This is a genomic window from Leptolyngbya sp. FACHB-541 (assembly GCF_014695875.1).
GTDB lineage: Bacteria > Cyanobacteriota > Cyanobacteriia > Elainellales > Elainellaceae > JAAUTN01.
Genome location: NZ_JACJPC010000041.1, coordinates 1 through 20,672 on the forward strand (window position 1 = coordinate 1; position 20,672 = coordinate 20,672).

Sequence of the window (20,672 nt, forward strand, 5' to 3'; positions counted from 1 at the left end):
TCATACCACTTGTACAAAAAGCCACATATTGGAACTTGTCCCGCGTACGCGGGACAAGTTCCAATATGTGGCTTTAAATTAGTTACAAAAAAGGGTAGGACTAAGTCCTACCCTTTTTTGTAACCCCAAACTGGTGGAGGTTATTGTTTGACCCGCTCTAGCAGCCAGAGAGAGGCGATCGCTCCCGCGAAATGAGCCGTAATGCCTGTCATATTCGCCATGGCCACCAGAATATCCAAAGCACGAATAATCTTTTGTGGGTCATAAACCGCGATTCCTTGAGGTTGAGCCAATACCTTACCCAACAGCACGCCCAGAGTCGCACCACCTCCTAAAATCGTCAGCAGCATTCCAATCAAGCTCACTAGCAGAGACAGCCGCAGCACTTTAATTACGTCCGCTCTATGAGGATTTGCTTGATCGGAATCAAGCAACAGTTTACCTGTGCGGGTGTATCGAAATGAGAGAAAGATGGCGAATAGCAGCACTAAAACGCCACAAACCGCCCAGAAGATACCAACCCCAATGCCTGGAGTATTCTCGTCGCTAAAGTTTTGTCCAGTAACAGCAAAAACTAGAATGAGCGATGAAACAATAGCTAATCCAATTTGCAGCCAAAACGTAGCCCATCCTGTCCACCGAAAAGTTACTCCAATATCGTGCAGCTTTGGACCTAGCGATCGCCGCTCTGTTTGAGTCCGCATACCTCTTTCCTCGTTCAACTGCGGATTCCGCTTTGGAATCTCACCTTCAAACCATAACGATCTCATTGATGAGAAACCACTTCCTAGAGAGGGAAAGGGGGATAGCGGTAAGGATGTTTTGGCACTAGAAATTAACCCTGGTTTTGAAGCGTGAATGGGGACTTCATTCAATGTAGGACTTTTAATAAACAAAAGAAAAGCGCTGCACAATTGCGGCGAAAGTACTAGCAAAACTTCAGAAAAACCAACTGCCTGCGGGAGTGGGAACCAGGTGCTTTCTGAGCTAGTAACTTACCGTAACCGTACAGCGCTATGGAAGGGAACTTGTATATTTGCTGTTAATCCCAATAGTACTCTTAAAATCCATAGATAAAAATCACTAGTTCTTATCTTTTGCATAGATTTTTATCTATGATAACACCTTGCAGGAAGAGAGAAACCCTTATGCTGTATAGCTTCTAGCCACCCGGCCACATTGCGGGCAAAGAAATATTGTGCGAAAAATCCATAGATAAAAATCACTAGTTCGAGCGCCTGTGATAGACTTTTATCCATAAACCTGCCCAGGCAGAAATTGACGCAGGAGCTTTCAGGTGATCCACGCCACCCTACATCAACTCAAAGTGTTTGAAGCAACGGCTCGTCACGGCAGCTTTACCCGAGCTGCGGAAGAGTTATTTCTGACTCAGCCAACGGTTTCTATGCAGGTAAAACAGTTGACCAAAGCCGTAGGGTTACCCCTATTTGAGCAAGTGGGCAAGAAGCTTTACCTGACAGATGCGGGACGCGAATTGTTTTCTACCTGCCAGGATATTTTTAGTCGGCTCGACCAACTTGAAATGCGAGTCGCAGATATGAAAGGCATGAAACAGGGACAGCTACGGTTAGCAGTGATCACCACCGCCAAGTACTTTGTCCCTCGATTGCTTGGCCCATTCTGTCAAATCTACCCTGGCATTGACGTTTCGCTAATTGTGACCAATCATGAGCAGGTGATCGAGCGGTTATCAGATAACCAGGATGACCTCTACATCATGAGCCAATTGCCTGAACACATGGATATTGAAGCTTATCCATTTATGGATAACCCACTAGTCGTAGTTGCCCCCAGCACTCATCCACTTGCAGGCAAGAAGAATATTCCTATATCAGAGTTGGTTGGAGAGCCTTTCATTATGCGAGAGCCAGGTTCAGGCACTCGCCGCTCGGTGCAAAAGCTGTTTGATCAGGAAGGAATATCCGTCAGGGTACGGCTAGAGTTGGGCAGTAATGAGGCGATTAAACAGGCGATCGCCGGAGGCTTAGGCTTATCCGTCCTCTCTCGCCACACCCTCACCCCCGAAATCCCCAATAGTGAACTCACTGTTTTAGATGTGCAGGGCTTCCCGATTCACCGCAACTGGTACGCCGTCTCCCTCTCAGGCAAACAGCTTTCAGTTGTCGCCAGCACTTTCCTGGACTACCTCAAGGTGGAAGCAGCAAAGCTTTCTGATGGGGCAATGTCGATTTTAGTTTGAGGGGAATAAGAACTAGAGAAATTCTCTCGTTCTAAATAGTACATAAAGTAACACAAGCAAGACAGTTCATTTAGCTCTCAGAGGTTTTGGCGACACAACCAGTTAGATTAGAACCAATAGTTTTTGAGAGCGGTTCTGCTGACCGCTCTCAAAAACTACTTGCTGTTTAAGCAATTGCTACTAGCTTGGCAAATTCTTCAGGATCAGACACCTACTGCAACAGGGCTACTGCTTGAAAGAACACCAGCCACCTTCAGCAAATCTGTCAGCGTAAATTTACCATCACTGCCAGATAAGGACGGTGTCCAACCTGGGTAGCTCAGGATAGAATCCTCACTACGACGCACTAGTCCAATCAAGACTTCAGCAACAATAGTGCTGCCGACTGGACCAAGATGCTGTCCCTTTCCAAGAACAGATGCCTCAGCCAGAATGTAGAACCAAAGTGGCGTACGCTCCAGAAATCCAGTCTCACGAAGAACCTGGGCTTGCTCCTCACTACCTGCTCCCTCAATGAGCTGGTCTGAAGTCAAAACCGGAATGTCACGCCCCTTAAGCTTCTGTTGTAGGGCGCGAGCAACGGCTTGACCAGTTGGCAACCGCAGCAAGTAGCCACGCAGCAAGTTCCGTACAGCCAAACGTGCGCCATCTCCCGGCTCCGGATTTTCCCCTGTACTGCCATCTGGTCTTCCTAGTACATCTCTTAACTCAAAGAGTGGTTCAACGAGTTTGGTATCGATGAGGCGAGCCTTCTCAAAGGGTTGACCAACATCGACGAACTTCTCCCACTCAATAATCCAGTTTTCAGGCAGTGTGTCAGTGCCAGCTTCCGGATCTGTTCCAAAGCCAAGTTGACCGCTCAAAGCCGTGAATGTAAACAACAAACCAAGAGTGGCTGGGGTTGTTCCTTCTTCTTCACTCCGGTTGAAGTTGAGGTTGAAGTTATAGTCTTTGCGGATCATGCTGTGACCGAAACGGTAGGCCGCAACACTAAATTCTAGGGGCAGGAAGAAGCGCTTACCTCGTGTGTCGTAAACCTGATTGCCGTTTTGGAGAATATAATCCACGATTTGTGGGTCAGCAATCCGTTTGAGGAAATCGTGAATGACAATGTACTGATAATGTTGGCGCAGGGTTGTTAGCGCCTCGTTGAAGGTTTTGCCCTGATCTACTAGCGCGTTATGTGCTTTCAGAAGAGCGACATGCAACTGAGCAATGATCGTATTCTCATCGTTACGCGGGTCACCGATAAGAGCGGCGCGATCACGCATAATATCTGGAGAACGCGGTTCACGCGGAAGATCATTATCATCCCCTTTCCCTTCTGGTCGCAGTGTGGGTTTGCTCCCATTGGAGATTGCACTTACATTTCCGAGCTGCATCTTCTCTGGATTGTTTGGATCGCGAGGAGCTGGTAGTCCATACACGCTATCCAAATCTAGTGTTGCGGTGCGCCCATTCCGGATTCTGTCACGGATTTCGGACAGTGGAAGTGGAGCTAGGTCTGGGCTAATCAGCTTGGGAAGCTCGGCTGAAACGGCTTCAAGCGTAATGTCATGGTCTACGAATTGACCAAAATAGGTATAAGCAGCAGGAATTTCAGAATTGCCCGCACCAGGATCAGGACTAGTATCGCGCATGGTCTGCCCCAGCCGAATCAAGCTGTCACGAGTTTCGCGTGATTCAGGCAGCAAGTTAGCAGGATCTTTGTGTAACTCTGGGAACAGGAAATCAAAATCTTGTAAATCGACTGGCTGTCCCGCAGCGAAAACAAGCGGCACGTCCTTACTACAATTAGCAAGAGCATCAAGGGCGCTTCGATACGCCTCTAGACTAATTACTGCTCCGTGAGGTAGGCGTGGCATAGATAATTCCTCTATCAATGATGATTTTGTGTTCTGAAATTTGCTCTTTCAACTATGAAGAACTCACAACCTGTTCCCTGGGCATGTGACAGGTAAGCGCGATGTTGCAGATGGCGCTTACAAAACTGCGTTAGATGTACAAGAAATGGGTGTAGGTGAGTTGCTCTTTATCCTAGAGGCTACGACTGCTCTCAGAGAGTACCCTTGTGGGTACTCTCTGAGAGCAGGTATACGGGATCACCAAGACCATGTTTTGCAATGACAGACCTACACAGGTAATTTGGTTGTGCGTGGTTACTCAATGAATTAAGGCTTATAAATGGCAATGAGCACCACTTCGCAGCGGTGCATTTCCATCTTTTCCTATGGCTATAGCTATATTTACCGAGATGCGGCTTCGGCACGGCTGAGAGCGATCGCCAGAGTCAATGCCCAAGCTCCCCCAATCACCACTCCAGCAAAAATATCGGTGGGCCAATGCGCTCCTAAAACTAAACGGGAAACCGTGATTAGCCCAACACCAACCAGGAAAATGGCGATCGCCACAATTCGTTCAAATAAACTGCGAGAGGCTCGTATCCAAAGAAAGGCAATCAGCCCGTAGACTGTGCAGACGACTAGAGCATGTCCCGAGGGAAAGGAGTGTAAGCCAGGGGCAGCAATTCCACCTGCAATCAGGTCAGGTCGTTCGCGATTCCACAATCCCCAACCCAACCAAGCAAGGGCAAACTGAAGGACATAGGCAACCGTCATGGTAGCGGCAGTGAGAGGGCGAGATCGAGAGGCAGCGATCGCCACAAAGGTCACCACTACGGGGAGCATTCCGATCAAACTGCCAGGTGATTCCCAGGTAATTCCTTGAGCAAAGGAAAGCGGGGCTTGCTCGGCGATCGCTAGCAGCATTTGCTCATCCCAGGCTTGCATTCCCGTCGCCTGCTGCGATTTTGCGACCAGGGTAATTATCGCGGTTAGCAGAGCGGTTACCCCAAACCCCAAAGCAAGCGTGCCAAACCAGCGTCGCCACACAACAGTCGGTAACTTGCGGCAATCTCGCCAGAACTGATGCCAAATTTTTTGGGCAGTGGTCGGGACGACCCAGCGGGGCGATCGCGGTTGCTGCATAGCCATTAGTCTCAGGTATGGCGCAGCTAGATTCCTAGCTTTGCGCGGAGTACTCCATACAATACTCTAGATAGTTCGCGTCGACGCAAAAGTTGACGATCTTTTGGCGTTGCGGAAAAGGCGCGATCGCCCACTGCTGGCATTGCCTTACTCACCAAGAAAAAGAGTTGCTGTCGCGTAATCGCCTGATCTGGAGCAAACCGCCTGTTGCCCACACCAGAGACAATTTGCTTAGATACCAAGGTTTCGACACTGCTATAGGACCAATGGTCAGTTGGCAAGTCGATAAAACTGGCTGCAGCAGGAGATACTTTCTCAAGCCCCAGTAGCTTCACCAGTGCGGCTGCAACGACCGCTCGACTCACCGTTCTTTCGGGACAAAAATGTAAGTTATCTTTGTTCTCACTTCGCACAATTCCTGCCACTGCAAGCAGTTGAATTGCCTCAAAATCGGGGTCATCATGCGCCACATCATCAAACCAGAAAATCGGAATACCATTGCGAGTGAGTAATCCCTGAAGCTTGCGCGTGGGCGCTTCATTCGTGACAATATCGCGAGGCTGGGCATTCGTCCAAATCGACAATGCCGCCAGGTGCCCACTGGCTTCTCCGATCGCCCACTCCACCGGGTGCATTCGATAAGCCGCATTAGTGATGTGAGTTGTGCCAATGCTTTTGGCAGAGAGAATTAGCCCATCTACATTAATCGGCACTAATGCCCCAGCGGCTAGGGAAAACGGCAGCGCATAGACATTTTTGCCCGGAAGGCTGACGTGACCAATTTCTTCATTGCCGTGCAGGTCGAGGTAGTGATATTGACCGATGCCGACGCTATCGCTGAAACATTTGGCACGGGCTTCTCCAGGGAAAAAGGGTTCGCCGACATCTTCGTGGCGAATGGTGGTAAGCGCAATACCCCGTCGCGCCTCTCGAATGTAAGGCTCTAGGGCAATACCATCTGGCGTCCAGGTTAAATCACCTCGCGGCTTCAAATCTTTTACACCATTGGTCTGAAGGAAATGAACGTAGGCGCGGGCGCGATCGCGAGCTTGCTGAAGATGTAGCTTGCGATCGGCGCGGCTCACCCCTACCAATACCCCAACCCGATAGTCGTTGCCGCAGCACATCGGTCCATCGTGCCCATCCTTGTGCTGTCCCCAGTTAAGGACGGTGACATCTCCAGGGCTAACCGTTTTTTCATCTTCCGCCATTCGCAAAAGGCGGCGATAGCGAAAAATGCCAAAGCTATGAAAAAAGTCACGCGGTCTGGGTTCCCAATTGCCGCCACTTTTTGCCCAGAATTTGCCGCGAAACTCCTGAGCATTGAGCCAGCGCTGTGCCCCATAGCCCGTAGGGGAACCAATCGGAACACCTCTGCCCGGAGCCGTTCGCTCAACCACGACACCAAAAGTAAACGACTGCTGACATCGTGGCAGGGGATGTTCTGGAAGACGCTGTTCGCCTGTTTCGCTGCGGGCTTCCTGTCCAATCCGCGATTCGATGTTACCCAGTTCTAGCAGGTCGCCTAAGTCGGTCGCTTCAATCACGACTTGCCCTTTAACGGTGAAGGTGCGACCATCCCGCAGATCTTCAAACACTACACCCGTCACCCGTCGCCGCTGCCCTGGCGTTTGCTCAAATAAAACTTCTATCGGTTCAGCCAGGGGAATTAGCTTAAGATTACCCTGAGCAATGTAGGGGGCGATCGCCTGATTCATTGCTGTCGCCGCCACCACCGGAGTCGTACACAGCGGACTCACCCAACCCCCTCCCGGATTGGCAACGCTCTTGCCTTTGACGGGTTGAAGCGATCGCTGTTTTACCCGAAACCGCCGCTGCAGCTTAGAAATTGCAAACCGTTCGCCGTCTACACTGGTCGCTGTTGCCCGATGCCGCAACAAGTCACCATCATCCGACGCAGGCAATGCCTGAGTGGTAAATTGTCCGCCGACTATCTTCGTCGGTTGCACCAAATACACCTGCAAATCAGCACGCGCTGCAACCAGTGCTGCCGAATATGCTGCTGTCGAGCCACCCACCACTAAAATCGAGCAAGACAGCACCTCCCCCTCCGCCGGTCGAGTAAATGCCCGATCTTCAAAAATTCCGTTCTGTTGTCTGATGGAGGTAGGCTGTGACATTTTTATCTAGAAGAAGGTGAAATCCTGCGGATGTTATGGATTTTAAGATACCCAAGCCAGAGACACCTTTTCGTACAGCATGATTTAAACATCAATAGGTTCTTGCCTGACGTACGACAACCTACCGCTTTCTCAAGCGATCGCTAATCTTAAGCTTCACAGCTACAATTCTGCTGCTTGAAAGATTGCATCAGTTGACAACTCTAGGTTAGGAAAAGCACCAGATTTCAATCGTTGTCCTGCAACGATTGAAATCTGGTATTCACCTTCAATCAGTTGACATACAGTAACAGTCGGTTGTTTAGGCTTACCAATATGGCGAATGGCTCCTAGAGCGCGGAAATCTACAATCTAGTATTCCGCAATGCCCATCACTTCATATTCCACCAGTTTGTGTCTATAGTCATCTCGCCAGTTTGTACTCACAACTTCAATCACTAATGGAACTGTTTTCCCAAATTGGATGGTGGATGTTTTTTGCCAGAGTGGTTCATCAACCAGGGCTGTTTTATCCAAAACCACAACATCAGGTTGATATCCAGAATCGGGGCGATCGGGCTTTAGTAGGCAACTTCTAGGAATGGTGTAAGGCAAATTTTGTCGGCGGATTTCTAACGTGAGTTCCTCAGCAAGAAATCCTGCAATGAGTTCGTGCTTACCTGTTGGTAACACTTCTACGACTACTCCCTCAATTAACTCATACCGCTTACCGTCTTCTGGATACCACTCCAGAAACGCTTCAAAACTGATTGGATCGGCTTGTGTTTTCATCGTGAGTGCCGAAATTTAAGGTCGGTTAAACACTACTCATCACGTTTAAAGATAACGGATAGGTTGTTGGCAGGCATGGGGACGACTTTGAGCAGTGAGAGGTTTTGGGTTTGGGCAACGGTTATCACTTCGTCCAGATCTCGCACACCCCATTCTGGGTTTTGGGCACGAAGGCTTTGATCAAATGCTTCATTACTGGGGGCTGTATGTTTACCGTTTTGTTTGTAAGGGCCGTAGAGATACAAGACACCATCTGGAGGCAGGATTCGCGCTGCTCCTGCCATTAAGCCCAAGCAGGCTGACCAAGGAGCGATGTGAATCATATTAATGTTGGCGATCGCCCCAATCTCACCCTTCTCAAACCCCTGTAAAGGTTCTAGCAATTCATCCTGCTCCACACTCCAAACCGGATCACGCGCATCAAGGGCGATCGGTGGATACACATTATCAGTGGGGCAATGTTGTCGCCATGCAGCAATGCTGGCTCGTGCTGAAGGATTAGGGTCAGAGGGTAGCCACTTGCGAGGATGCAGATGAGGAGCAAAGAATATAGCGTGTTCTCCCGTACCGCTAGAGATTTCTAGGACTGTGCCCTGGGGGGGTAAGACTTGCTGCAACACATTTAGAATTGGCTCTCGGTTGCGTTGAGTCGCAGGGGCATACTGTCGCAGGTCAGGAGAAGTCATGATTGAGGCTACATTCGGGCAAGGTTCCACTCATTGTGACGTAATTTGTTCACAAGTGACCCGTTTGATGGGCGATCGCCTCCCAATCGCAACGCTGGCGACTACCAAACAGGCAGCACCAATAGTAACGGGTGTAATGGTTTCACCTAACAAGAAAAAGGATGCTACCAGGGTCAAAAAGGGCTGGAGCAGTTGGATTTGTCCGACTCTGGCGACTCCACCTTTGGCTAAGCCGTGATACCAGGCAAAGAAGGCAACAAATTGACTCACGACGCTGACGTAGGCAAAGCCTAACCATGCTACAGGAGAAGCGGTCAGCCCATGTTGTGAAGTACTCACGATCATTGGTAAGATTTCCACCGGAGCCGCTAGCACGAGTGCCCAACTGATCACCTGCCAACCGCCCAGCGTTTTGGCTAATTTTCCTCCTTCTGCATAGCCAAAGGCAGCAGCAACAACTGCCATGAACAGGGCTAAATCTGCAGGCTGGAGGTGCCCTGCTCCTGAGAAGATACCAAATCCGATCACGGTGAGGCTGCCAATGCTGCTAGCAATCCAGAATTGGCGGCTGGGGCGATCGCCCGCTCGAATCACTCCGGCGATCGCTGTTACCAGGGGCAACAGCCCCAATACGACTGCACCGTGAGCTGCGGGTAAGCGTTGCATTGCCCAGGCAGACAATAGCGGAAACCCTAAAACGACTCCCAGAGCAACAATAACCAAGCTGCGCCACTGGTGAGGAGTGGGAAATTTTTGACGGGTGAAGTGGAGGGCGATCGCTGCTAAAATTGCAGCGACAAAACCTCGCCCTAAGCCAACCCAAATGGGGTCTAGATCCAGCACTGCAACGCGGGTAGCGGGGAGTGTCAGGCTAAATCCCAGCACTCCCAAAAAACCGTAAATTAATCCCACATCCGAACTGTTTTTTGGCTCAACAGAACGAATTCCCTGGATGCGTTTCATTGATCTGCTATTCCATGACTGAATGTCTCCACTCTGATTCAGGAATAGCAGTACCGGAAGATACGGTTTTTTGCAATTTGGCTAGTACAGTTGCGATCGCTTAATCTAGGTCTGATCTCAAAGTGACCTACTCACCAATGATTTCGGGCTGAGTTAGCTCGTCTGACATTTCGATGATGGCGCGAATCACGGGCTTCATTTTGGGATCGTCCAGGCTATCGAATTCTTCAAAGCGGCGGCGCTGTGCTCGACTGGCAACCTGAACGGTGATCCGATAGCGGTTTGAGGCAGCGCCAATCAGATCTTCAGCGCGGCGCATCAGGTGGCTGGTGTCAAAGGCAGAACGCTTTTGCATAAGATTGAGTTACGTTAGAACTTTTATAGTCTATCAAGGATCTCTGAAGTCAGGGATTGGTTTTGTGGCTTCTGATTCTGGGAGGCGAGCCTTGGGGGGTTCCCAAAACCCCCCATTGGGGGACGCCCGCTTCCCCCAAAACCCCTCCGAAGGGATTGGAGATGGGGTGCAAGGCGCGCTTCGCATCGGTGGTGTCTCTTGGAGTCTGGGAATTTGCGGTAGATGGATTGGAGTGACCGTTTAGATCACTTGCGTGTCCGTTAGCAATTTTTTATCGGCAGCCTAAGCTATCTCGGGTTGAGACACCAGTTGTGGGATTGGTACCGGAGGCGCGATCGCACAGTTGACTGATTTCATAGCGATCGAGAATTGCGTCGGTGAAGTCGACTCCGGTAACGGTTACGTCCTCAAAGCTGGTGCGAGAGAGCGTTGCTTCTTGCAAAATGGCATTCGTCAGGTCTGCACCTACTAGAAACACCCGATCAACTAAGGCTCCAGTTAGGTTTGCGCCTCGCAGGTTCGCATTCAGCATCACGGCTTTGGTGAGAATTGCGTTGGTTAAGTCTGCATTCTCAAAGTTGATGCCCCGCATTTCGGCAGCGACGAAGGCTTTGCCAACCAGGTCTGTGCCTGAGAAATCCTGATTCTGCAGGTTAGCGTTGTTGTAGTTGACTGTGTCGATAGCTGCTAGCGCTGGCGTTGCGCTGAGCAAAATCCACAAACAAGCCAGACCCAGAACTAGAATTAAACCAACGCAGCGAGTCAAAATCGCCTTCATCCTTCTAACCTCCTTACCCATCAATTCGATCAGCCCAATCTTCTCCTACACGAATGGTTAGGTCTGATTGTAAGTCTCCTGTTGAGGCAGAGACGACCCGACCTAGTCCTAGTACATTTTCTAGCAAGGCTGCACCCTGCATATCGCCTCGCTGCACAATAATGTCTGTTTGCATCTGGCGATCGGGCCAATCTTGAATCACGTAGACATTGTCAAAACCCTGCTCTTGCAGGTAGCTTGCAACCTGATTACCTAACTGAGGCTCTCCTGAGGCATTTTGGACGGCAATATACAGGTGGTTGAGGGCGCGACGCTCTTCAGAACTGGTGATTGAAGGAACCTGAAAATATTCCTGCATGACCTGATCGACCGCATCAGAATCGGTAATCCAATAGCTAGCAACGAATTCATCAGCGGTGCTGAAGCGACCCGGCAACATGACCATTCTGAAACTGTCTTGCTCCAGGCTGACGCCAAAGTTTGCCAAAGCCAGCATTTCTTCTAGGGAAAGGTTGGTGTCGACATACTTTTGGACGAGCTGAATCGCTTCTGGCAGCTTAGGAATCACGGCTGGACTAGTAATGCGATCGCGCAGTGCCCGAATTAACTGCTGTTGCCGCTGTACCCGACCAATATCTCCGTTGCCATCTGCCCGAAAGCGAGCAAATTGCTCTGCCTGATCGCCATTCAAGTTTTGCCAGCCTTGCTCCAGGTCAATGTAAAGCTTCTGGGTTTCGTCTGTGTAAGACATCCGTTGAGGCACAAACACCTCTACGCCGCCCAGCAGGTCTACTAATTCTCGAAAGGCTTCGGTGCTAACCCGGACGTAGCGATCAATCGGCACCCCATTGAGGTTACGGCTGACGACACGGGCTGCCAGACTATCGCCGCCCAACATGTTGGCGTGGTTGATTTTAGTTAACCCAACGCCCGGAATTTCAACTTGAGTATCTCTGGGAATGGAAAGAACGTTAATCGAGTTGTCTTCGGGATCAACTTGCACCAGCAGCATCGTATCGCTGCGACCGTTGAGCACCTCAGGTGAATCAGGAGGAACATCAGGTACTCGGTCGATGCCCATGACCAGAATGTTGACCGGGCGAGTAATGTTGTAGCGAAACCCTTTGCTCCACAGATCGCTGAGCGAAAGCTGTGGGTCTGTATCAGAAGCGAGCGTAGGAGGCAAGGGAGTAAGCCAGGACAGAGCGACACCTAGTACTCCAGAGACTACTCCAGTCGTTACTAGAGCAGCACCCCAACCTAACCAGCGCAATGGGTTGGGCTTAGATGGCGATCGCTCCGGCACTCTAACCAGGCGAGCTTGATCGGACAACTGAGCAGGTGTGATAGCAGCAACGGAAGCTGTAGCTGTGGCTGTTGAAGCGCTAGGTATGTGGCTAGAGTCGCTAGGCTCTTCAGACACTTGAACAGGACTGGATTGTTGCGTTTTATACTGATCAGACTGATTTTGTAAACCGTCCACTCCGTCTCTCACCTTGACCTCATTTGTACTGTAGCTATGCGTATACTACCGACCTTAAGGAATTCGTAATGTATCCGTCTTTATGGTAGGTTGGAGCGCGATCGCCACCCCCCTACCTGCAGATGTAATTCCTAACCCGCACCCATGAGGCACTTGGCGAATTCTACGCGGTCAATTTGCCTAATGGCAAGCCCAACGAGCATTTGCGAACCTAGTTTTGCGAAATCATAAACCAAAACAATCTTAAGAAAAGTCGGGCAAAATCTAGGAATCTTGACATTTCAGTGTAAGCGATGCCATCAACTGATTAATGTTTTGCACATAGCATTTACGGCGTAAAAAACTATTTCAGTAGATTTTCTGGGTAGATTTTACGGACTAGCAATGTAGACCCGTGCAGACTATCTAAGAAACCTCAAGGCAAACTAAAACAAAGCGAGAAGGCTATGATACCTGTGATTTTGGCTGGTGGTAAGGGAGAGCGCTTTTGGCCCCTGAGTCGGCTGCACCGTCCCAAGCAGTTTTTGAGTTTAGATGGCAGCGGACAGAGTTTGCTTCAGGCAACCGCAGCCCGCCTGCTCAATTTGGCAGAGGGTTGGGACCACCTTTGGGTGATTACCTCGGGTCATCTAGCTGAAGGTGTTCAACAACAGCTTCCTGATTTGCCAGCAGAAAATCTGCTAGTCGAGGTTGAGGGACGCGATACGGCTCCGGCAGTAGCCTGGGCAACCTTAGAAGTTGCTCGTCGCTATGGTGAAGAAACGGTTGTTGGCTTCTTCCCTGCTGACCCCTGGATTGCAGATGTAGCAGCGTTTCAACAAACCCTCCGGGCTGCAACCGAGTTAGCTAGCAGTCAGGAGGCGATCGCCACCCTGGGCATCACCCCTACCTACCCTTCTACGGGCTACGGCTATATCGAACAGGGAGAAACTATTGGCTCTTTTGGTGGTTTTCCGGCCTATAAAGTCGATCGCTTTACCGAAAAACCCGATCGCGCTACGGCGGAGTCCTTTATCACGAGCGGACACTTTAGCTGGAACAGCGGCATGTTTATCTTCCGGGCAGGGGTAGCCCTGGCAGAACTGCACACCCACGCCCCTGAAATCATTGAACCGCTAGAAAAACACGGCCCCTCCATCTACCCCGACTTACCGAAGAAAAGCATTGACTACGCCATGATGGAAAAAACCCGTAAGGCGTGTGTCCTGCCCGTAGCCTTTGGCTGGGATGACCTGGGCGACTGGAATGCGATCGAACGCTTGTTTAAGGGAGACAAACTCAATGTCGAGCTAGCTCAACACATTGGACTCGATACAGAAGACTCACTGGTTTACTCTGCCGATGACGATGAAGTGGTTGTCACTATTGGACTCAAGGATGTGGTAATCGTCCGTGATGGCAAAGCAACCCTAATTGTGGACAAGCACCGCACCCAGGAGATTAAACAAGTCCTCAAAGCGCTGAAGGAAAATCCAAAACTGAGCGATTTGCTTTGATTTTGATTAGTCACTAGACCTCGTGCGTGAAGGGTAGTGCGGCTCAGCCGCGCTACCCTTCACGCTTAAAAACTCATCCCCAATACCTATTAACCATTGACCAGTAACCCTTAACCCTCTAATCTCTCCCTCTAGAGTGTTGGCAGCGATCGCCTCAAACCGCTACAAAATCAAGGGGTGTTGGTTTTAACAACCCCTGATTGCCAGTTGCATTTACTATCATGCGAATGTAGGCATCTCATTATCAGCCAGCCAATCGCAGGGCAGGAGGCAGAATGTTTTCAGGCTTGACTCAAACAAGCTCTCGACAACGAGAAATTCTTGAAGTTGTCTTCCGCAACGGTTGGGACTATGCGCGACGGCTGCTCACCGGTAGTAAAGCCGATGCGCCAAACTTACCGACTCCCGCTGTTCTCCGCAATATTTTGATTGACTTGGGGCCAGTTTTCGTCAAGCTGGGGCAGTTGTTGAGTACTCGTCCTGATGTCTTACCTGCCGACTATATCAACGCTCTATCCACGCTGCAAAGTGACGTTCCACCCGTTCCCTGGTCAGAGATTGAGGTCGTGCTGAGGCGAGAGCTACGAGAGCCTTTAGAAGTCACTTTTGCGAAGATTGACCAGCAGGCGGTCGCCGCAGGCTCTATTGCTCAGGTGCACCGGGTTACGCTAGCAGATGGACGTGAAGCTGCCATCAAAGTTCAGCGTCCTGGCATTGACCTGATCATTGATCAAGACATTGCCTTGATCAGAAGTTTGGCAGATCTGGCTTCCCGTTCTTCACTGGGACAAGACTATGACATCAAAGCTCTGGCAGAAGAATTTACGACTGCCCTGCGTGACGAGCTAGATTTCTTCAAAGAAGCAAGCTACACGGATCAGTTGCGCCGCAACATGGCCAAGAGCAGTTGGTTTGACCCCACACAACTGGTTATTCCTGAGATTTACTGGGATTTGACCACTGAAAATCTGCTGGTGATGAAATGGCTAGATGGCGTTCCGCTGCTCACCGCTAAAGTGCCAGATGAGCCCCAAAACGGAAACACCGTCTCCAATCGTCGTACCACCACAACGATCTTATTTCGCGCCTTTTTCCAGCAGATTTACATTGACGGCTTCTTTCACGCCGATCCGCATCCGGGCAATCTGTTTTATCTCGATGACGGTCGGGTTGCCCTGCTCGACTGCGGCATGATTGGACGACTCGACCCCAACACGCAGCGAATTTTGACTGAAATGCTGTTGGCGATCGTTGACCTGGATTCTCAGCGATGCGTTCAACTGACGCTACAACTGGCAGAATCAAGCCGGGGCGTAAACCTGGCTCGGCTAGAAAATGACTACGATCGCCTGCTGCGAAAGTACTACAACCGCAACATTGCAGAACTCAACTTTAGCCAGGTCTTTTACGAAGTCCTCCAGGTTGCTCGCGTCAACAAAATCAAGCTGCCCAGCAACTTGGGACTATATGCAAAAGCACTAGCAAACCTGGAAGGTGTGGCACGAACATTTGACCCCGAAATCAACTTGCTTGACCAGATCAAGCCACTGATGACAGACCTATTTCGCAGGCAGCTAATTGGCGACGAACCGCTGCAAACCTTATTGAGAACTGCACTTGACATAAAAAGTCTCTCACTTCAATCGCCCCGTCAGGTAGAACAGTTGCTCGATCGCGTGACATCCGAAACGTTGAAGTGGAATCTAACGTTAAAGGATTTGGACGGTCTGCGATTAACAATGGATGACTCCGCTAACCGCTTGTCATTCAGCATTCTGGTTGGCTCACTGATTATGGGGGCTGCAACTATTTCTGCTGAGGGCAGTAGCTTGTCCTGGATTAGTAATGTTCTGTTTGGCGCTGCAAGTTTTCTGGGGCTTTGGTTAGCGGTTAATATCTTGCGTTCAGGAAGGTTGCGGCAACGTTAGATCTGGCAAACTTTCCTGTGCCCTGAAGTTTGGATAAGCTCTTAACACCTCTTACCCGAAATGCTGTTATGTAGTTGCTCTGGAGTAAGTTGAAATTGGGCTTTTGGTGACAATGGCATACAACACATCTGGATCAAGGTCAGCGCCGTTTTGCCAAACGATCGTACCTAGTTCCGGATGAATTTGAACTTGAGCAAAAGTTGCCAAATCTTGTAGGGGAGCAAAGATGCCGGAGAACTGAATCAACTGGCTGATATTGACCACCCCCTCAGCACCGTCCTCAAAGCGTAGCCAGAGTTGATAATCGGCTAGCGGCTTGACTGCTACGATGTCTTTGAGCATGACCTTACTCCAACGGTTGAATCGATTCTAACGGTTCTTGTTGTCTGGCTAATTCCCAGTTTTGCAGCAATTCGATTTGATGGGAGGATGCCCACTCGATCACGAGTCCCAGTACTCTTGGGGAAAGTTTCCCTTCCAGAATTGAGAGGAATTGGATCTCAATGATGGCTTTTTGTCGACCATACCGTACATGAAAATGGGGCGGTGGATGGTCGTTGTAGTACATAGCAATGATGATGCCGAAGAAGCGGCTAATTTCAGGCATTATCATTCTCCATCTGCATCTGCCGCAGCAGGTCTTGTGTCACCGGATGGTCGGAGAGTTGTGCAGTTTGCTCTGCCCGAATTACCTGCCATAGGAAAGCCTGGAAATTTTGCCAGACCTGTTGACTGTTGGGATGGTCGGTTCCTAAGTGATTGAATAAAACTGCGAGTGCGCGCAGAAAGAGCGGTTCTGCCTCCCCACAGCGTCCCTGCCAACGGTAGAGGTTTGCCAGATTGTTGAGGCTACCAGCGAATTGAGGATGGTTTTCTCCCAAAGCTTGTCTCTGAATCGCCAAGCATCTTAAGTGTAGGGGTTCTGCTTCCTCATAGCGTCCCTGTGAACGGTAGAGGTTTGCCAGATTGTTGAGGCTAGCAGCAAACTGAGGATGGTTTTCTCCCAACTGCTCCTCTGAGATCGTCAGCGCCTGCTGATAGAGCGGTTCCGCTTTCTCATAAAGTCTCTGCAATTCATAGAGCCCTGCCAGATTGTGGAGCCATGTTGCGATATCGGGATGGTTTTCTCCCAACTGTTCCTTTGAGATTGCCAGCGCCCGCAGATAGAGCGGTTCTGTCTCCTCATAACGTCCTTGCGAGTCGTAGAGTAATGCCAGGTTGTTGACACTGGTTGCAATATCGGGATGGTTTTCTCCCAACCGCTCTTCTGAGATTTCTAGTGCCCGCAGCAAGAGCGGTTCTGCCTCCCCATAACGTTCCTGCGAACGGTAGAGACTTGCCAAATTGTGGAGCTTGGTTGCAATATCGGGATGGTTTTCCCCCAACTGTTCTTTTGAGATTTCCAGTGCCCGCAGCAAGAGCGGTTCTGCTTCCTTATAACGTCCCTGCAAACAATAGAGATTTGCTAGGTTGTGGAGGCTAGCAGCAAATTGAAGGTGGTTTCTTCCCAACTGCTCTTCTGAGATCGCCAATGCCTGCTGATAGAGCAGTTCTGCCTCTCCGTAACGTCCCTGCGAGCGGTAAAGTTCTGCCAGATTGTTGAGCCAGATTGCGATGTCAGGATGGTTTTCTCCCAACTGTTCTTTTGAGATTTCCAGTGCCCGCAGCAAGAGCGGTTCTGCTTCCTCATAACGTCCTTGTGAGCGGTGGAGTCCTGCCAGATTGTTGAGCCAGATTGCGATGTCAGGATGGTTTTCTCCCAACTGTTCTTTTGAGATTTCCAGTGCCCGCAGCAAGAGCGGTTTTGCTTCCTCATAACGTCCCTGCGAATGGTAGAGACTTGCCAAATTGTTGAGCCTGTTGGACACATCAGGGTGGTTTTCTCCTAACTGTTCCTTTGAGATTTCCAGTGCCCGCAGATAGAGTGGTTCTGCCTCCTCATAACGTCCCTGCGAATAGTAGAGGTTTGCCAGCCATGCGAGATCAATTGCGACATCAATGGCTTGCTCTGACGTTTCGCTAAGCTGGACGACAGCTTGGAGATGAGGAAGTAACATCGTAGTTTCGGCAAGGAGCGATCGCTCTGGCGTTTCAGTACTTCTTTTTACTGCCTCCAACACTACTAAGCGAAACCATTGCTTCATCTCTACCATTTCTGCCCGTTGCTCTCGCTTTGCCGCAAAAAACTCGCGCAGCAGTTGGTGCAGTTGATAGGTGCCTTCTCCGATTCGTTCCAGCAAATGCAGGTTGAGCAGCGACTCATCTCGCAAATCTTCTATATCCTCCACATCTTCCTCTGGGTAACACGCTTCCACTAATGTCCAGGGAATTTCTGCCAGGGCAAACAGACTGAGCAATGCGGCTAACCGGCGGGCTGGCTCGTCTAAAACCTCCCAACTCAACTCAAAGGCAGCGGTTACACCTAGCGGTGCGGTCATTTCTGGGGCGGCATCTTTGAGTGCCTTCGCCTCCAGCCGTTTATCCTGCAAGCGTTGCCACAGGGTTTCCAGTGACGTATCGGGTTTTCGCGCCAGATATCGCCCAACTAGCTCTAAGCCCAACGGCAAACAGCCCAACCACTGACAAAGCTGCTTCTCTAGGTCTGCGTTCGCTTCAGAAAACCGAGGATCGTTGCCTGCTCTGCCTTGTGTGGCAAACGCCCGCAACAATTCGATCGCCTTCTCCTCTGACAGCACCTTAATCTCAAAATTTTGCACGGGTGATTGCAGCGTTAACCGCGTCGTCAGCAAAACTCGAAACTGCGATCGCTGAGGCGGCAACACGGAGGCAATATCCTGATACTGCTGCACATCATCAAACACAACTAGCGTCTCTCCGGGCTGCCAGTTGCGCCAGCACAGAGACACCTGTTCCGCTAATTCCAGATCTTCTGAAATCGTTAGCCCTAGCTGCGATCGCGTAAACAGCACGATTTGAGTACTCAGGTCTTCCCGTGCCCTCAGCCAGCAAATTCCGCCCGGATAGGTGCCCATGTCTCGCTGTTGCAGGGCATATTGGGCGGCGAGTTCGGTCTTGCCAATCCCACCCATACCGGAGACAGCAGAAATGACGGTTAACGCTTTCGTTTGCAGTTGAGTGTGCAGCCGCTCTAGCTCGTCATCCCGACCGACAAAGATGGCGCTTGTCAGTGGCAGATTAGACGGAATGTTGGGCGGAAACACGGGTTTTGGGCGGTGCGAAGCAGTTCCGAAGGAATTGCCCCCTGATGCCGCACTCCTTGGAAAACGCGGCTTTTGATCGGGTTTGGCGCGGTCTTGAGATAGCGATCGCAGCAACACATCCTGCGCCTCTGCCTCAGCCACATCCACCAGATCGATATAGACAATGGGGCGTAATAATCCTGAAAGCTGACACTCCTTTACCCGCACCGGAATCAGTTTGCGCTCCTTCCCGGTTGGGTCTTGGGCAAACGCCGCTGCCCATTCTGGCTGGGTAAATTCAGATGCTAAATAGGTTTCTGATAAGACGGCAATCGTGCGTTGCGCTTCTGATGCTGCCTTTTGCATATCCAGCACAAAGTTTCCGCCTGCGCGAAAATCCCATGCCTGAATCACCGTCGTGTATCCGGCTTCTTCTAGCATCCAGGCAATCCATTCTGCCCAGGCGCGATCGTGACGGTTATAGCTAACAAAGAAATCCTTCATGGGGCAGGCATAGAGGGATTAAGGTCTGGGGTGAGGCAGGATTTTGTTGATCTCTAGCATCAAGCTGCTTCTGCAAAAACTTGGATTTTTGGCAAAAAATATGCAAATGGGCGGGTTGCTATCTCTTTTCTACTCTGGCAAAGTAACTTTTTCCGCTAATCTCTGGTATTTGTGCGAAAGACTCCAGCATTTGCCTTTGCAGGTTAGTAGGTTGGGTGAAGCGAACGCGTAACTCAACAAGCCCTAATCAAGCGTCGGGTTGCGCTCTGCTTCACCCAACCTACGGTGCTGTTTAAGTTGATTTTACAGCCCTCTCAACCAAGACGGATTGCAATAGATCCCCCTTCCAACCGCATCAGTTCTGTTTTAAGTGCGATCATTTTCACTTCAAGCAGGAACAGTCTTATTTGAAACAGGAACGTTCCGACTTTAAGTTGAACCATTCTCATTTGAAACAGGATGATTGCTGTTTCAAATGAGAATGTTCCTGTTTCAAACGAGAATCGTCTCACTTCAAACGAGATGAATGGCTCTTAAAACAAAAACGTTCCTACCGCAAATAGGAACGTTTCGGGTCAGAGTTGAATTGGATAACTTTCAGACTGTACGGGCGGGTTTAGAGGGGCGATCGCCAACTCTACAAAGATATCCGTAAGCCCGCTCCTACGCGACACTCAAACTTTTTATCACACGCTTGTAGATTGCGGCTTGGTCTTTTTTGCTTTGCGGGCAAAGCGTTGTCCCATTTCATCCACTACTGTCTCTAGCCCTGCCCCCTGCCCACTGGCTTTGGCGTAGTTATACACCTGCAATGCGGCTGAATAGGCTTCACTGCCCACCGTTGTATACGTATCATCCAGCAATTCCTGAAGCTGCGTTACTGCCATCACAATCGCATACATCGCCTCAAACAGCTGCACATCTTTTCGCATCTCCTCCAGGTTAAATGACCTGGGCAAAAAGTCTGGATTCTGGGTTGCGACCTCCAATGCCTTGCTGACAAACGCTCGGCTCTTATCGCCCATCTTGGAGAGAGCTTTACGCTCCTCCGCTGTCAAATCAACCAAAAACGGCAGCTTCTCCTTTAAAGTGGTAATCGCTGCTAATGCGGCATCCCGGTCGGCTTGAGTTAACGTTGCGCTAATCTAATTTGTTGCCATAGATAGATTCCCCTGGCTAGGTTTACGAACTTCAGTCT

General features: G+C 50.2%; 17 protein-coding genes and 1 pseudogene. 4 read left to right on the forward strand and 14 right to left on the reverse strand.

Translation table 11 applies throughout. The features are described from left to right. Nucleotides 1-140 precede the first annotated feature (140 nt). The gene (locus H6G00_RS06575) at nucleotides 141-704 is read right to left on the reverse strand and encodes a DUF3611 family protein (protein WP_190646649.1); all 564 of its coding nucleotides are present in this window, start codon (nucleotides 702-704) and stop codon (nucleotides 141-143) included. A gap of 593 nt (nucleotides 705-1,297) precedes the next feature. On the opposite strand from H6G00_RS06575, the gene H6G00_RS06580 reads away from it, so the two are divergent. After that, nucleotides 1,298-2,221 carry a LysR substrate-binding domain-containing protein gene (locus H6G00_RS06580; protein WP_190646650.1) on the forward strand — a complete coding sequence of 308 codons (924 nt, stop codon included), beginning with the start codon at nucleotides 1,298-1,300 and terminating at the stop codon, nucleotides 2,219-2,221. Between the two features lie 203 nt (nucleotides 2,222-2,424). Here H6G00_RS06580 and H6G00_RS06585 read toward each other — a convergent pair whose 3' ends face one another. From H6G00_RS06585 to H6G00_RS06625, 9 genes and pseudogenes are all read right to left on the reverse strand, one after another. Continuing rightward, nucleotides 2,425-4,086 (reverse strand): heme peroxidase family protein, encoded by a 1,662-nt coding sequence (locus H6G00_RS06585; RefSeq protein ID WP_190796130.1) that lies wholly within the window; start codon nucleotides 4,084-4,086, stop codon nucleotides 2,425-2,427. A 381-nt stretch (nucleotides 4,087-4,467) separates the two neighbouring features. Further along, nucleotides 4,468-5,214, reverse strand: coding sequence for a phosphatase PAP2 family protein (locus tag H6G00_RS06590; protein WP_242042163.1), 747 nt, complete (start codon nucleotides 5,212-5,214; stop codon nucleotides 4,468-4,470). Between the two features lie 20 nt (nucleotides 5,215-5,234). Continuing rightward, the gene (locus H6G00_RS06595) at nucleotides 5,235-7,349 is read right to left on the reverse strand and encodes an FAD-dependent oxidoreductase (RefSeq protein WP_190796131.1); all 2,115 of its coding nucleotides are present in this window, start codon (nucleotides 7,347-7,349) and stop codon (nucleotides 5,235-5,237) included. A 162-nt stretch (nucleotides 7,350-7,511) separates the two neighbouring features. Next, nucleotides 7,512-8,120, reverse strand: a pseudogene (locus H6G00_RS06600) (Uma2 family endonuclease). 32 nt (nucleotides 8,121-8,152) lie between these two features. Continuing rightward, on the reverse strand, nucleotides 8,153-8,806 hold the full coding sequence (locus H6G00_RS06605) for a DUF938 domain-containing protein (protein WP_190796132.1): 654 nt from the start codon (nucleotides 8,804-8,806) through the stop codon (nucleotides 8,153-8,155). A gap of 30 nt (nucleotides 8,807-8,836) precedes the next feature. Further along, entirely contained in the window at nucleotides 8,837-9,769 is a 933-nt protein-coding gene (locus tag H6G00_RS06610; protein WP_190796133.1) for a DMT family transporter, read from the reverse strand. Between the two features lie 127 nt (nucleotides 9,770-9,896). Then, nucleotides 9,897-10,124, reverse strand: coding sequence for a DNA-directed RNA polymerase subunit omega (locus tag H6G00_RS06615; RefSeq protein WP_190680513.1), 228 nt, complete (start codon nucleotides 10,122-10,124; stop codon nucleotides 9,897-9,899). A 271-nt stretch (nucleotides 10,125-10,395) separates the two neighbouring features. After that, the gene (locus H6G00_RS06620; RefSeq protein ID WP_190796134.1) at nucleotides 10,396-10,902 is read right to left on the reverse strand and encodes a pentapeptide repeat-containing protein; all 507 of its coding nucleotides are present in this window, start codon (nucleotides 10,900-10,902) and stop codon (nucleotides 10,396-10,398) included. 13 nt (nucleotides 10,903-10,915) lie between these two features. After that, nucleotides 10,916-12,397 carry an LCP family protein gene (locus H6G00_RS06625; RefSeq protein ID WP_347278152.1) on the reverse strand — a complete coding sequence of 494 codons (1,482 nt, stop codon included), beginning with the start codon at nucleotides 12,395-12,397 and terminating at the stop codon, nucleotides 10,916-10,918. A 434-nt stretch (nucleotides 12,398-12,831) separates the two neighbouring features. Between H6G00_RS06625 and H6G00_RS06630 the strand changes: the two genes are divergently transcribed. Together H6G00_RS06630 and H6G00_RS06635 are read left to right on the forward strand one after the other, a co-directional pair. Further along, on the forward strand, nucleotides 12,832-13,881 hold the full coding sequence (locus H6G00_RS06630; RefSeq protein ID WP_190796135.1) for a mannose-1-phosphate guanylyltransferase: 1,050 nt from the start codon (nucleotides 12,832-12,834) through the stop codon (nucleotides 13,879-13,881). A 275-nt stretch (nucleotides 13,882-14,156) separates the two neighbouring features. After that, nucleotides 14,157-15,809, forward strand: a complete 1,653-nt coding sequence (locus H6G00_RS06635; RefSeq protein WP_190796136.1) for an AarF/ABC1/UbiB kinase family protein — start codon at nucleotides 14,157-14,159, stop codon at nucleotides 15,807-15,809. A gap of 66 nt (nucleotides 15,810-15,875) precedes the next feature. On the opposite strand, the gene H6G00_RS06640 is transcribed toward H6G00_RS06635, so the two are convergent. Genes H6G00_RS06640 through H6G00_RS06650 form a run of 3 tightly spaced genes read right to left on the reverse strand, consistent with a single transcriptional unit; the run spans nucleotide 15,876 to nucleotide 19,474 of the window. After that, the gene (locus H6G00_RS06640; protein ID WP_190796137.1) at nucleotides 15,876-16,151 is read right to left on the reverse strand and encodes a DUF2442 domain-containing protein; all 276 of its coding nucleotides are present in this window, start codon (nucleotides 16,149-16,151) and stop codon (nucleotides 15,876-15,878) included. A 4-nt stretch (nucleotides 16,152-16,155) separates the two neighbouring features. Beyond that, the gene (locus H6G00_RS06645) at nucleotides 16,156-16,416 is read right to left on the reverse strand and encodes a DUF4160 domain-containing protein (RefSeq protein WP_190796138.1); all 261 of its coding nucleotides are present in this window, start codon (nucleotides 16,414-16,416) and stop codon (nucleotides 16,156-16,158) included. Next, nucleotides 16,409-19,474, reverse strand: a complete 3,066-nt coding sequence (locus H6G00_RS06650; protein WP_190796139.1) for a tetratricopeptide repeat protein — start codon at nucleotides 19,472-19,474, stop codon at nucleotides 16,409-16,411. Before H6G00_RS06650 ends, H6G00_RS06645 begins: the two co-directional genes overlap by 8 nt. Nucleotides 19,475-20,000: 526 nt before the next feature. Between H6G00_RS06650 and H6G00_RS36045 the strand changes: the two genes are divergently transcribed. After that, nucleotides 20,001-20,129: a hypothetical protein gene (locus H6G00_RS36045; protein ID WP_277881856.1), complete on the forward strand. Its 129-nt coding sequence runs from the start codon at nucleotides 20,001-20,003 to the stop codon at nucleotides 20,127-20,129. 31 nt (nucleotides 20,130-20,160) lie between these two features. Here H6G00_RS36045 and H6G00_RS06655 read toward each other — a convergent pair whose 3' ends face one another. Then, complete coding sequence (locus tag H6G00_RS06655; protein ID WP_347278153.1) at nucleotides 20,161-20,619, reverse strand: hypothetical protein; 459 nt, start codon at nucleotides 20,617-20,619, stop codon at nucleotides 20,161-20,163. Between the last annotated feature and the right edge of the window lie 53 nt (nucleotides 20,620-20,672).